A 13296-nucleotide genomic window follows, 5' to 3' on the forward strand; every position below is an offset into this window, starting at 1 on the left:
ACCCGAACGATCGATCAACGATCGCCGGAGGTAACGTGCAGGTTTGGAGCAGGCACCGAACCACCGGGGACCCTGCCGCATTCGTAGATCAGCGAAGGGGACGATGTGACGGACTTCCCAACGGGAGACATCTCGCGCGTCGGAGTGGTCGGCTGCGGCCAGATGGGAGCGGGCATCGCCGAGGTGTGCGCCCGGGCCGGTCTGGACGTCAAGGTCGCCGAGACGACCGGGGAGGCCCTGGAGTTCGGCCGGACCCGGCTGTTCAGCTCCCTGGGCAAGGCGGCCGAGCGCGGCAAGATCACCGAGCAGGAGCGGGACGAGACGCAGGCACGGCTGAGCTTCACCACCGACCTGGGCGAGTTCGCCGACCGCGACCTGGTGATCGAGGCCGTCGTCGAGAACGAGCAGGTGAAGACGGAGATCTTCCAGGTGCTCGACCAGGTGGTGACCCGCCCGGACGCGATCCTCGCCTCCAACACCTCCTCCATCCCGCTGGTCAAGCTGGCGGTCGCCACCTCCCGCCCGGACCACGTCGTCGGCATCCACTTCTTCAACCCGGCCCCGGTGCAGCAACTGGTCGAGCTGATCCCGGCGCTCACCACCTCCGAGGGCACCCTCGGCCGGGCGCAGCTGTTCGCGGAGAAGGTCCTCGGCAAGCACGCGATCCGCGCCCAGGACCGCTCCGGCTTCGTGGTCAACGCGCTGCTCGTGCCGTATCTGCTGTCCGCCATCCGCATGTTCGAGTCGGGCATAGCGGGCCGCGAGGACATCGACAACGGCATGGAGATGGGCTGCGCCCACCCGATGGGCCCGCTGAAGCTTTCGGACCTGATCGGCCTGGACACCATCGTGTCCATCGCCAACTCGATGTACGAGGAGTACAAGGAGCCGCTGTACGCCGCTCCCCCGCTGCTCCAGCGCATGGTCGACGCGGGCCGACTCGGCCGGAAGACCGGGTCGGGCTTCTACACCTACGGCTGACTCGACGGCCTTTTGCACAGTGCCCGTTCCAGGGTGCTGATTACACAGTGCGACCAATGCGGGCCCGGCACTCTTCGGAGCGCCGGGCCCGTGTCATTCACACACCGTGTGCGCGCCGGGCCCGCATATGCCCGTCGCACACGCTCCCCACGCGTCCACCAGGCGAGTTGACTCTCCATGCGCAATGCAAGGGATGTGACGACTACGGAAAGGAGCGGACTCGTGACCGCCGACCCGGAGCATCCCGTGGTCCATGGAGAACTCGCAGAGTTACGCCGCCGCCTCGACGTCGCGTACGCGCGCGTCGAGGGAGGGCTGGCCCTGCTCAACCATCGCGCCGAGGAGGCACACAAGGAAGTCGACGATCTCAGCGCACGGATCATCGCCCTGGAGCACGCCCGCTGGCCGCTGCCCGCGGTCGCGGCGCTGACAGCCGTGGGCGCGCTCGTCGTGACGGTATGGCAAGCCCTGGGCCACTGAGGGACGAGGGCGTGGTGGGGGGAATCAGGGTGGGCGTGGTGGGGGAATCGGAGTCAGGCGTCCTGCCCGAGCCTGAGGTGGTGCAGGAGCAGTAACGCGGCCGCCATGTTGGCGGCCGGGACCTCGCCGCGGGCGACCATGTCGGGGACGAGTTTGAGGGGGACCCATTCCCGGCGGTCCGACTCGAAGTCGTCCACGGGATGTCCGACGTACTCGCCCTCGTCGGCCCAGTAGATGTGGTGCCGGGCGTCGGTGAGGCCGTTGGACGGCTCGACGCTCATGAGGTGCTGCAGCGGTCCCGGTCGCCAGCCGGTCTCTTCCTCGAGTTCCCTGGCGGCCGCGACGGCGATGTCCTCGCCGTCCTCGACCACGCCCGCAGCGAGTTCCCACCCCCAGCTGTCGGTGATGAAGCGGTGGCGCCACAGGAGGAGGACTTCATTGGCCTCGTTCACCACCGTGGCCACAGCGACGGGCCGCAGCCGTATCAGAAAGTGGTCCAGGTGCCGCCCGTCCGGCAGTTCCACATCTGCCAGGTTGACGGTGAACCAGCGGTTTGCATACACAGTTTGTTCGTTCTGTTTCGTCCACTGCACGGTTCTGCCACCTTCCGTCGAGTAAGTGGCAATATCGCAGCAGGGACTGTGGGGTGTCGGTGCTCGGAACCGGTCTACGGCGGAACCGGTCTACAGCGGTACGCGCAGTGCCCCGTCGATGAGTTCGGCGGCTTCGGCGGTGCCCGCACAGCCGCTGCGCACCAGGTGCTCGCGTACCGCGCGGAGTCTGTCGCGCAGCCGCTGGGACTCCATTCCCCGGGCCTGTTCGGCCATCTGCACCGCGGTGGCCACGGCCTTGTCGGCGTTGCCCTGGCGCAGTTCGATCGTGCTGAGCATGGCGAGCCGGTGCACCCGCCCGCGGTCGTGCGCGGGATTGTCGACGGCCGCCGCGGCATGCTCCCCCGCGGCCACGAGTTCGCCGAGGCTGAGCAGTGCCTCCGCCACCTGGACGTTGACCAGCCCCGGCTGGACATAGCCGGTTTCGTCGGGTTCGTACCCGCGTCGGATGCGTTCGGCGGCCTGCTCGGCACGCCGGATGCAGGACAGCGCTGTCGTACTGTCGCCCAGGTGTGCGTACGCCTTGGCCTGCATCGCGTACAGGTCGCAGGCGAGCGCCGGCGTGATGTGCTTGCCGGCGGCGCGCAGCGCGGCCTCCGCGAAGGCGACCGCCTGGCGGAACTCCCTCATGAACAGAGCCTGGTTGACCAGCAGTGCGATCACATAGGCGCCGAGTCCCCGGTCCCCGCTGGCCTTCGCCAGCCTGAGCGCCTGGTGGAAGTAGCGCTGGGCGAGTCCGTGCGCATCGGAGTCGTAGGCGCAGATGCCCGCGATCGCCACCAACCCGCCCGTGGCCCGGTGCAGTTGGCGGCCCGTGGCGTCGGTGTAGCTGCCGCGCAGCAGCGGGGCGGCCTCGGCGTTGAGGAAGCCGACGATGCGGGTGCGGGTCGCTATGCCGCCGGCCTTGCGGTACATCTGCTCGTAGTGGGTGCGGGCCGCACGCAGCATCTCGATGTCGCCCGGGGTGACCCGGTGTCGGCCGCCGCGCGAGACGTCCACGTCCTCGGGCGGGTTCTCCCACTCCCACACGGGCATGACGGCAGGGGTGCCGGTGACCGCGGGCGCGCCCAGGATGTGCGGGCGCTGCTGTTCGTCGGAGCGCCACAGGGCGGTGGCCCGCTCGACGAAGCCGGAGAGGGAGGTTCCGTGCGGGGTCGACGGTTCACCCGGGACACCGAGACCGATGTCGTCGAGGGTGACCGGCCGGTGCAGCCGCACCGCGAGCACTTCACAGATGAGGTCGGGCACCTGCCCCCGGGGCCGCTGCCCCTTCAACCACCGTGCCACGGCGGTGTGTTCGTACCGAAGCGCGAGGCCGCGTGCCCGCCCCGCCTGATTGACGTGTGCCGCCAGCCCCGCATGCGAGATCCCGGCCTCGTCCAGGATCGCGTCGAGCAGAGTGTTGGGCTGCATATATGCCCCCCGGATCGCTCGGTGCCGTCAGCGTAGTGCGAACGGCTTCACACGGGGTGTGAACGGAGTGCCCGAATCCGCAGCGTACGCGCACTGTCGCGGAGAGTTTCCTGCCGGTTGACTGAAATGCCTCGCAAGAGGCCGGCCGGGCCGCCGGCTCCCCCTCGTACAGTGCGGCGGCCCGCTTCCGCGCCGTCCGCCCAGCTGCCTGCCCGACACTCCGTGGCGGGGCGGACGGTGTGCCGGCGGCAGCTTGGCGGTGCGACCAAGCGCCGTTGGCCGAAGCCGCGTTGTCGAGTGCGGGCTGTGTGTGGCTGATCGCGCAGTTCCCCGCGCCCCTTATGGGGCGCGGCCGGACCACGCCGGAGCGCCGGATGCACCGCCAGGTGGGTGTACGACATGGCGGCGGTCGTTGCGCAGGACGAGCAGGGCGACGTCGTCGGCGGGTCTTCCGCCTGCGTGGCGCAGCAGCCCGGCGAAGACGGCGCGCAGTACCGACTGCGGGGAGACCGGTCCTGCGCCCACGGCCTCGGCGAGCGCGGCCGGCAGCGAAAAGAACCGGCCACGTCCGTCCCGGGCGTCCTCGACACCGTCCGTGTGCAGGAACAGCGCCTCACCGGGCAGCAGCCGACCGCAGGGGAGGGCGGGCAGCTCGGCGGGCAACGGGAACGGCCCGAGGGGAGGCAGCGGTTCGGCAAGGGTCAGCAGTTCGGCCCGGGCCGGTCCGAGCAGATACGGCCAGGGGTGCCCGCAGTTGAGGACACTCACCTCGCCGTCGGACTGGATCTCCAGCAGCAGTACGGTGACGAACTCCTCGGCGACCGGATGGTCCGGCTCCGGTCCGGCCGAGGGGTGCTCGGCGCGGGCCCGGTCCCGCAGATGCCGGGCCAGCGCCCGCTCCAGCCGCCGCAGCACACTGCCGAGTTCGGCCTCGTCGTGCACGGCCTCGCGGAAGCTGCCGAGCACGGCGGCGACCGTACCGATGGCGGCGAGCCCGTGCCCGCGCACATCGCCCATCACGACCCGCACACCGTGCTCGGTGGCGATGACCTCGTACAGATCGCCGCCGATGGCCGCCGCGCGGTCCGCGGACAACTGGGCCGCGGCGATGTTCAGCCCGTCGATCCGCGGCGGCAGCGGCCGCAGCAGCACACTCTGCGCGGCGCCCGCGACCTGCCGGAGCTCCTTGAGCTCACGCAGCAGCACATGCCGGACGTGGAGTATCAGCCCGGTCCCCACCGCGAAGAAGACGGCACTGGTGCCGATGCGCGCCCCCAGCCCGTTCTGCTGGGCGAGCGGACAGGCCAGTTTGTACGTGATCGCCACGGCGCCCCACACAGTGGGCAGCCCCAGCGCGAGCACCCGGCGCAACGGCGGCCGCCCCGCCCCGCAGGGAACCCCAGCCTTGATGCGGATCATGCCGATTGGCCCCCCATTCAGGCCGCGAAGCACAGACGGACCGACCCCGAAAGGCCGGTCCGATTCTGTCCACGGCATGGCCGGACAGGACCAGATCACCCGAAGTTGCCACCCAAATGAGTGACAACCTCCAGGTCATCCGCATTTATGCAGGTCGGGCGCATATTCACAGGGGGAATGGCAGCGCCCCCTCAGGGGGGTGGGGAACTGCGCGACAAGCCGCGAACCACCCGCAGCCACCGAACAACAACAGCTCCCCGCCCCTTGGGCGCACTAGCCGCGAAGCACCGCTCCCGTACGCTCACCCGCCAGGGCAACCGCCGCATCCCGAGCAGCAGAAGCCTCATCCACGGTCAACGTACGATCCGACGCCCGGAAGCGAAGGGCATAAGCCAGCGACTTCCGCCCCTCACCAAGCTGCTCGGCGTTCTCGTACACGTCGAACAACCGAATCCCCTCAAGGAGTTCACCCGCACCGTCCCGCAGAGCGGCCTCCACCTCGGCGTGCGGCACGAACGTGTCGACGACCAGCGCCACGTCCTGCGTGGCCACCGGGAACGTGGAGATGCCCGGCGCCTGCGGGGTGTCGTTGCCGACCTCCTCCAGCGCATCCAGGTCGAGCTCCATCGCACTGGTGCGCTCGGGCAGCCCGAGGGCCTTCACCACGCGCGGGTGCAGCTCACCCGCGTGGCCGACCACCGTCTCCGTGCCGTCGACGACGACCACGAACTCGGCGCAGCGGCCCGGGTGCCACGGCCCGTACTGACCCTTGCGGACGATCAGGTCGGCACCGGCTTCCCGCGCCGCGACGCGCCCGGCCTCGACCGCGTCGGCCCAGTCCGCCGGACGGCCCTTGCCCCACCAGCCGGCCTGCTCGCGGGCGCCCGCGAGGACGACGGCGACATGGCGCGGCTGCTCGGGCAGCGCGGCGTTCAGCTCGGCGATCTCCTCGTCGGTGGGACGCCGGTCCACGGGCAGGGCGACGGCGGCCTTCTGCTCCTCGCGGGGGAGGAACACCAGCCCGGTCTCGAACAGCGCCAGGTCGTGCGAACCCCGGCCGTTGTTGCGCCGCAGGGCACCCAGCAGGCCCGGCAGCAGCGAGGTACGGAGCGCGGGCTCCTCGTCGCTGAGCGGGTTGGTGAGCTTCACGACACGGCGGTTCGGGTCGCCGGCCTCGAGCAGCAGCTGGTCGAGGACCTGCTCGCTGATGAAGGGGTAGTTCGGCGCCTCGACATAGCCCGCCCCGGCCAGCGCGCGGCCGACCCTGCGGTGCAGCCGTTGCCGGTGGGTCAGTCCGCGGCCCGAGGGCGGCTTGGGCAGCGTGGAGGGCAGGTTCTCGTAGCCCTCCAGGCGGATGACCTCCTCCGCGATGTCGTTGACCTCAAGGAGGTCGGGCCGCCAGGACGGCACGGTGACGATCAGCTCGTCCTGCCCGTACACGTCGCAGCCGATCTCCTGAAGCCGCCGTACGACGGTCTCGCGGCCGTAGTCGACGCCCGCCACCTTGTCCGGGTGGTTGGCCGGCACGGTGATGGTGTGCGGCGCGGACGGCGTGATGACCTCGGTGACGCCGGCCTCGGCGGTGCCGCCCGCGAGCAGCACCAGAAGGTCGACCGTGCGCTGCGCGGCAGCGGCGGCGGCCTGCGGGTCGACGCCGCGCTCGAAGCGGCGGGACGCCTCGGAGGACAGCTTGTGGCGGCGGGCCGTGCGCGCGATGGAGACCGCGTTGAAGTGGGCCGCCTCGATGACGACGTCGCTCGTCGAGTTCTCGGTGTCGTCGTGGTCGGCGATCTCGGTGTTGGCGCCGCCCATCACACCCGCGAGGCCGATGGGACCGCGGTCGTCGGTGATGACGAGGTCCTCGGCGTCCAGAGTGCGGGTGACGCCGTCGAGCGTGACGAGCTTCTCGCCGTGCTCGGCGCGGCGCACGCCGATGGTGCCCTGGACCAGCGAGCGGTCGTAGGCGTGCAGCGGCTGGCCGAGTTCCATCATCACGTAGTTGGTGACGTCCACGGCGAGCGAGACCGGGCGCATGCCGACCTTCTGCAGCCTGCGCTGCAGCCAGATCGGGGAGCGCGCCTCGGGGCTGAGCCCGGTGACCGTACGCGCGGTGAAGCGGTCGCAGCCGAGCGGCTCCGAGACCTGCACCGGGTAGCCGTACGCGTTCGGGCCGGGTACGTCGATCAGGGCCGGGTCGCGCAGCGGCAGGCCGTAGGCGATGGCGGTTTCGCGGGCGACACCGCGGATGGACAGGCAGTCGCCGCGGTTGGCGGTGACGGCGATGTCCAGGACCTCGTCGACCAGCTCCAGCAGCGCGATCGCGTCCTTGCCGATCTCGGCCTCCGGCGGCAGCACGATGATGCCGTGCGTGCCGTCGTCGCCCATGCCCAGCTCGTCGCCGGAGCAGATCATGCCGTGGGAGGTCTTGCCGTACGTCTTGCGCGCGGAGATCGAGAAGCCGCCCGGGAGCGTGGCCCCCGGAAGCACGACGACGACCTTGTCGCCGACGGCGAAGTTGCGGGCGCCGCAGACGATCTCCTGGGGCTCACCGGTGCCGTTGGCCTGGCCGACGTTGACCGTGCAGAAGCGGATCGGCTTCTTGAAGCCCTCCAGCTCCTCGATGGTGAGCACCTGGCCGACGACGAGGGGGCCCTTGAGGTCGGCGCCGAGGTGCTCGACGGTCTCGACCTCAAGGCCCGCCGAGACGAGCTTCTCCTGGACGTCACGGCCGGTTTCCGTCGCCGGCAGGTCGACGTACTCCCGCAGCCAAGAAAGCGGGACCCGCATCAGATCTCCATCCCGAACGGCCGGGTGAACCGGACGTCACCCTCGACCATGTCTCGCATGTCCTCGACGTTGTGGCGGAACATCAGCATCCGCTCGATGCCGAACCCGAAGGCGAAGCCGCTGTACTTCTCCGGGTCGACACCGCAGGCGGTGAGCACCCGCGGGTTGACCATGCCGCAGCCGCCGAGCTCGATCCAGCCCTCGGAGGAGCAGGTACGGCAGGGGCGGTCGGGGTTGCCGACGGACTCGCCGCGGCAGACGTAGCAGACCATGTCCATCTCGGCGGACGGCTCGGTGAACGGGAAGAAGTTCGGCCGCAGCCGGGTCTTCATGCCCTCGCCGAACAGGGCCTGGACCATGTGGTCCATGGTGCCCTTGAGGTCGGCCATGGTCAGGCCCTCGTCCACGGCCAGCAGCTCGACCTGGCGGAAGACCGGGGTGTGCGTCGCGTCCAGCTCGTCGGTGCGGTAGACCACGCCGGGGCAGATCACGTAGACCGGCAGCTCACGGCTGAGCAGCGAGCGGATCTGCACGGGCGAGGTGTGGGTGCGCAGCACGACACCGGACTCGGTGCCGCCCTCCGGGCCCTGCACGAAGAACGTGTCGTGCTCGCCGCGGGCCGGGTGGTCCGGGCCGATGTTGAGGGCGTCGAAGTTGAACCACTCGGCCTCGACCTGCGGGCCCTCGGCGACCTCGTAGCCCATGGCCACGAAGACGTCCTCGATGCGCTCGGACAGGGTGGTGAGCGGGTGACGGGCGCCGGCCGGTACGCGGTCGTACGGCAGCGTGACGTCCACCGACTCCTCGACCAGCACCCGCGCGTCGCGGTCGGCCTCCAGCTCGGCCTGGCGGCCGGCGAGCGCCTTGTTGACGGCGCCGCGGGCCTGGCCGACCAGCTTGCCGGCGGCGGCCTTGGCGTGCGGGGGCAGGGCGCCGATCTCGCGGTTGGCGAGGGCCAGCGGGGAGGTGCCCCCGGTGTGGGCGACCTTGGCCTCCTGGAGCGCGTCGAGGGAGCTCGCTGCGGCAAAGGCGGCGAGCGCCTCGTCCCGCATGCGCTCGATCTCTTCCGGTTTCAACGCCTCGACCTCTACAGGGTCGTACGACTTATTCGGTGCCGACATCTCTTCCCGTGCTTCCGATTGGCTGGCTGAAGGTCCCCGTCACCGACTCACACAGAGGTCAGAGGGCCGTCCATGGGACACAAAGGTGCCAAAGGCCGAGTCTAACGGGGTGGAGGTGTACGAATGCGCCCGTGGGGCGTCAGGCGAGATACGCCGGGGCCGCCACGGGCAACGTAAATCGGAACTCGGCGCCGCCCTGGAGGGCGCGGCCGACCGTGATGGTGCCGCCGTGCGCCTCGACGATGCCCTTGACGATGTAGAGCCCGAGGCCGGTGCCGCCGCGCTTGCTGCCCCGCCAGAAGCGGGTGAAGACGCGGTTCATGGACTCCTCCGGGATGCCGGGCCCCTCGTCGCTCACCGTGACCGACGTGCCGGTGTCCTCGTCCTCTCGGGGGGACGCCGTGGCCGTGACGTCAATCGTGACGGTTCCCTCGCCGTGCCGCACCGCATTTTCCAGGAGGTTGCTGAGCACCTGGTCGATCTTGTCGGGGTCGGCCCACAGCGAGGGCAGCGGCTGCTCGATCCTGAGCAGGAACCGGTCGGCCGGCTGCCCGGCGGCGACGTACGCCTGGATGTGCCGCCCCACTGCCGCGCCGATGTCCACGGGCTGGCGGCGCACCTCCAGCCGTCCGCTGTCGATCCGCGAGATGTCCAGCAGCTCGGCGATGAGCCGGGTGACCCGGTCGGCGTCGGCGTCGACGGTCTCCAGCATCAGCCGCTTCTGGTCGTCGGTGAAGCGCTCCCACTTGGCGAGGAGCGTGGCGGTGAAGCCCTTCACCGAGGTCAGCGGTGAACGCAGCTCATGGGCGACGGTCGCTATCAGCTCGGCGTGGCTGCGCTCGGTGCGGCGGCGGGCCTCGGTGTCGCGCAGCGAGACGACGACACGGCGGACCGGGCCGGTGGGTTCACCGCGGACGTACCGGGCCGATACGAGGACCTCCCGTCCACCGGGAAGCAGCAGGTTCCGCTCGGGCTGCCGCCGGCGAATGGCGAGCCCCCCGTACGGGTCGGTCAGCTGCCACCAGCGCCGTCCCTCCAGGTCCTCTAACGGCAGCGCCTTCTCCAGCCGCTGCCCGAGGGCGTCCCGGGCGGGGACGGCGGTGATGCGCTCGGCGGCGGCGTTGAAGCAGATGACCTGGCCGTGCTCGTCGGCCACGACGAGGCCGTCGGGCAGCACGTCGGGGTCGATGCCGAGCTCGGCGAGATCGCCGTGCCGGGGCGCGGGCGCGCGCCGCGCGTCCCGTGATCCCCGTGCCCTGCTCGTGCCGACACTCATTCCCGCAACCCCACCCTTCAGACGGCGCAGGTGGCCCCCGAGCTGGTCACCCTACTAGTTGTCGGTGACGGAGCGGCACCCTCCAAAGGCGCGCTGTGCACGGGCTGACGCATACAGACATACGGCGGCCGCGGTGGCGAGGTTCAGGCTCTCGGCCCTCCCGTGGATCGGGACGCGTACCACGGCGTCCGCGAGCGCGCGGGTCTCCTCCGGGAGCCCCCACGCCTCGTTCCCGAACACCCAGGCGGTCGGTCCGCCCATGGTGCCCTTGTCGAGTTCGTCGTCCAGGTCGTCGGTCCCCGCCCCGTCGGCGGCGAGGATCCGGACGCCGGCCCGCTTGAGCCCCTCGACCGCGTCCTCCACAGGGACGCCGACGGCGACGGGCAGATGGAACAGCGAGCCCACGGACGCCCGTACGGCCTTGGGGTTGTAGAGATCGACGGAGGCGTCGGTCAGTACGACGGCCTCGGCGCCGGCGGCATCGGCGCACCGCAGCACGGTCCCGGCGTTCCCGGGGTCCCGCACATGGGCGAGTACGGCGACGAGCTTGGGCCGGGCGGCGAGGATCTCCTCGAAGGGCGTGTCCAGGAACCGGCAGATCCCGACGAGCCCCTGCGGGGTGACGGTCGTCGAGATGTCGGCGATGACCTGATCGGCGGCGAGATGGACCCGGACGCCAGTGTCCCGGGCCTCCCCCACGATGTCGGCGTACCGCTCGGCGGCCTCGACCGTGGCGAACAGCTCCACCAGCCCGTGCCCCGCGGCTTCCCGCACGGCCTGCGGCCCCTCGGCCAGGAACAGCCGCTCCTTCCCCCGGAAGTTCCGCTTGGCGAGCCGCCGGGCGGCAAAGACGCGGGGGGAACGGGGGGAGATCAGCTCGGGGGTAACGGGAGGCATCAAGGTCACCTAACTAACTCAACGAAACGGACCCGCGGGCAGAAACCCACGGGTCCGTACAGTCACGTCGGCTCAAGCCAGCGCAGCGAGTGGCGTCACGCCGCCTTCGGGGCGTTGACGTCGGCCGGCAGCGCCTTCTGCGCGACCTCGACCAGCGCGGCGAACGCGGTGGCGTCGTTGACGGCCAGCTCGGCCAGGATCTTGCGGTCGACCTCGACGTTCGCGGCCTTCAGACCCTGGATGAAGCGGTTGTACGTGATGCCGTTGGCGCGGGCAGCGGCGTTGATGCGCTGGATCCACAGCTGGCGGAAGTCACCCTTGCGCTTCTTGCGGTCGTTGTAGTTGTAGACCAGCGAGTGGGTGACCTGCTCCTTGGCCTTGCGGTACAGGCGCGAACGCTGACCGCGGTAGCCGGAGGCCGCCTCGAGGATCGCCCGGCGCTTCTTGTGGGCGTTGACTGCCCGCTTGACGCGTGCCACTTGTTAACTCCTTGTAGCGGGGCCGTGGTTGGACTCACACGGCCCGGAAACGATTGGGTCCCGGTCCAGACGTACGGCGCTCCGTGGGGGCGCCGTTCACGTCACTTGCCGAGAAGCTTCTTGATCTTCGCGGCGTCGCCCGGGGCCATCTCGGCGTTGCCGGTGAGGCGACGCGTCACGCGGGACGACTTGTGCTCGAGCAGGTGGCGCTTGCCGGCGCGCTCACGGAGCACCTTGCCGGAGCCGGTGATCTTGAAGCGCTTGCTGGCACCGCTGTGCGACTTGTTCTTCGGCATAGCGCCGTTCTCTCCTCGTCGGTGGCGTTCCGGTGCCCGGTCGTGAAAACCGGGCACGGTGGAACGTCGCTCTTGTTTCGGTTACGTCCTGGGGACTCGCGTCCCCCGGGATCACGCCTCGGCGGAAGCCTCGGCAGGCGCCTCGGTCTCCACGGCGCTCTCCACGTCCGCGTCGTGCTCGGCGTCCGGGTCGTGCTCGGACTCCGCGGCGTTCTGCGACTTGCCGGGGTTGGCCTTCGCGTCTGCCTTGCGGGCTTCCTGCGCCTGGCGGGCCTCGGCCATCGCCTCGGTCTTCTTCTTGTGCGGACCGAGAACCATGATCATGTTTCGGCCGTCCTGCTTCGGGTTCGACTCAACGAAACCGAGGTCCTCGACGTCCGTCGCGAGACGCTGCAGCAGTCGGTAGCCCAGCTCGGGCCGGGACTGCTCGCGACCACGGAACATGATCGTGATCTTGACCTTGTCGCCCTGCTTGAGGAACCGGACGACGTGACCCTTCTTGGTGTCATAGTCGTGCGGGTCGATCTTCGGCCGGAGCTTCATCTCCTTGATGACCGTGTGCGCCTGGTTCTTGCGCGCCTCACGGGCCTTCATGGCCGACTCGTACTTGAACTTCCCGTAGTCCATGAGCTTGCACACGGGCGGACGGGCGTTCGCCGCGACCTCGACCAGGTCCAGGTCGTACTCCTGCGCAAGCTCCAGTGCCTTGGCCAGCGGGACGATGCCCACCTGCTCGCCACTGGGACCGACAAGTCGCACCTCGGGAACGCGAATCCGGTCGTTGATGCGGGGCTCGGCGCTGATGGATCCTCCTCGGTTAGCACCACACGGCGGTCTGGCGGACAGCCGCGTATTCTCTTTCGTTAGACCTAACCGCGCCAGAGCATGAAAAATGCCCCGGACGATCACAGGCGGGGCTCCAAAGCACTACCGGAGCACCGCCGCGATGACGCGGGGCGCGCTTTCGGGCGACTCCATCGTCCGTACGGAACGATGGTGGCCGCCTGACCGGGGTGACCCGCCGTCCCGGAGGACAGTCGGGTGGGAGATCGGAGCCTCCACTTGTGGGCCGGACACGCGAGCGTCCAGCCGGTCGTCACACAAGGTTAGCAGCTACCCGGGGGTGGTGCTAACCGGCGTGCACCGGGCCCTATCGTGTGGGGCATGAGTGACACCCCTCCTGAGTCCCCCGAGTCCCCCGCCGACTTCGACGCCATGACCCGCGACATCGCCGAGGTCCCCGCGGTCGAGGTGATCGTGACGGTCGCCGTCAACCTGATGAGCGCCGCCGCGGTGAAGCTGGGGCTGACCGAGGAGGGCGACAAGTACAAGGACCTGGACGAGGCCCGCAAGCTGGTGACCGCGCTGGCCGGTCTGCTGGACGCGAGCGCGACCGAGATCAGCTCCTTCCACGCGGCGCCTCTGCGCGACGGCCTGAAGTCGCTCCAGCTGGCGTTCCGCGAGGCGTCCCTCGTCCCGGACGAGCCGGGCCAGGGGCCGGGCGAGAAGTACACGGGGCCTGTTTACGGCTAGTCC

General features: G+C 70.1%; 12 protein-coding genes and 1 pseudogene. 3 read left to right on the forward strand and 10 right to left on the reverse strand.

Annotated features, from left to right (window positions below; genetic code table 11):
- Window positions 1–105: 105 nt before the first annotated feature.
- Both LJ657_RS38370 and LJ657_RS38375 read left to right on the forward strand, forming a co-directional pair.
- Entirely contained in the window at window positions 106–981 is an 876-nt protein-coding gene (locus tag LJ657_RS38370; protein ID WP_308117116.1) for a 3-hydroxybutyryl-CoA dehydrogenase, read from the forward strand.
- Between the two features lie 222 nt (window positions 982–1203).
- The gene (locus LJ657_RS38375) at window positions 1204–1461 is read left to right on the forward strand and encodes a hypothetical protein (protein WP_232654078.1); all 258 of its coding nucleotides are present in this window, start codon (window positions 1204–1206) and stop codon (window positions 1459–1461) included.
- 53 nt (window positions 1462–1514) lie between these two features.
- Here the strand turns inward: LJ657_RS38375 and LJ657_RS38380 are convergent, their stop codons facing one another.
- The 10 genes and pseudogenes from LJ657_RS38380 to infC form a co-directional block, all read right to left on the reverse strand.
- Window positions 1515–2054: an NUDIX hydrolase gene (locus tag LJ657_RS38380; protein WP_030945812.1), complete on the reverse strand. Its 540-nt coding sequence runs from the start codon at window positions 2052–2054 to the stop codon at window positions 1515–1517.
- Window positions 2055–2144: 90 nt separating this feature from the next.
- The gene (locus LJ657_RS38385) at window positions 2145–3485 is read right to left on the reverse strand and encodes an NsdA family TPR-like regulatory protein (RefSeq protein WP_232654081.1); all 1341 of its coding nucleotides are present in this window, start codon (window positions 3483–3485) and stop codon (window positions 2145–2147) included.
- A 339-nt stretch (window positions 3486–3824) separates the two neighbouring features.
- Window positions 3825–4904, reverse strand: a complete 1080-nt coding sequence (locus LJ657_RS38390) for a PP2C family protein-serine/threonine phosphatase (protein WP_232654084.1) — start codon at window positions 4902–4904, stop codon at window positions 3825–3827.
- A gap of 273 nt (window positions 4905–5177) precedes the next feature.
- Window positions 5178–7691: a phenylalanine--tRNA ligase subunit beta gene (gene pheT / locus LJ657_RS38395; RefSeq protein WP_232654087.1), complete on the reverse strand. Its 2514-nt coding sequence runs from the start codon at window positions 7689–7691 to the stop codon at window positions 5178–5180.
- Window positions 7691–8812, reverse strand: coding sequence for a phenylalanine--tRNA ligase subunit alpha (pheS, locus tag LJ657_RS38400; RefSeq protein WP_232654089.1), 1122 nt, complete (start codon window positions 8810–8812; stop codon window positions 7691–7693). Before pheS ends, pheT begins: the two co-directional genes overlap by 1 nt.
- 139 nt (window positions 8813–8951) lie before the next feature.
- The gene (locus tag LJ657_RS38405) at window positions 8952–10088 is read right to left on the reverse strand and encodes a sensor histidine kinase (RefSeq protein ID WP_232654091.1); all 1137 of its coding nucleotides are present in this window, start codon (window positions 10086–10088) and stop codon (window positions 8952–8954) included.
- A 54-nt stretch (window positions 10089–10142) separates the two neighbouring features.
- Window positions 10143–10985, reverse strand: coding sequence for a TrmH family RNA methyltransferase (locus LJ657_RS38410; protein WP_232654094.1), 843 nt, complete (start codon window positions 10983–10985; stop codon window positions 10143–10145).
- A 95-nt stretch (window positions 10986–11080) separates the two neighbouring features.
- The gene (rplT, locus tag LJ657_RS38415; protein WP_232654097.1) at window positions 11081–11464 is read right to left on the reverse strand and encodes a 50S ribosomal protein L20; all 384 of its coding nucleotides are present in this window, start codon (window positions 11462–11464) and stop codon (window positions 11081–11083) included.
- Between the two features lie 101 nt (window positions 11465–11565).
- Complete coding sequence (gene rpmI / locus LJ657_RS38420) at window positions 11566–11760, reverse strand: 50S ribosomal protein L35 (protein ID WP_003977225.1); 195 nt, start codon at window positions 11758–11760, stop codon at window positions 11566–11568.
- Between the two features lie 111 nt (window positions 11761–11871).
- Window positions 11872–12589: pseudogene (gene infC, locus LJ657_RS38425) on the reverse strand (translation initiation factor IF-3).
- Between the two features lie 335 nt (window positions 12590–12924).
- On the opposite strand from infC, the gene LJ657_RS38430 reads away from it, so the two are divergent.
- Complete coding sequence (locus tag LJ657_RS38430; protein ID WP_232654100.1) at window positions 12925–13293, forward strand: DUF1844 domain-containing protein; 369 nt, start codon at window positions 12925–12927, stop codon at window positions 13291–13293.
- Window positions 13294–13296 lie beyond the last annotated feature (3 nt).

Origin of the sequence: Streptomyces guryensis, assembly GCF_021261325.1 — a bacterium.
Classification (GTDB): Bacteria; Actinomycetota; Actinomycetes; order Streptomycetales; family Streptomycetaceae; genus Streptomyces; species Streptomyces guryensis.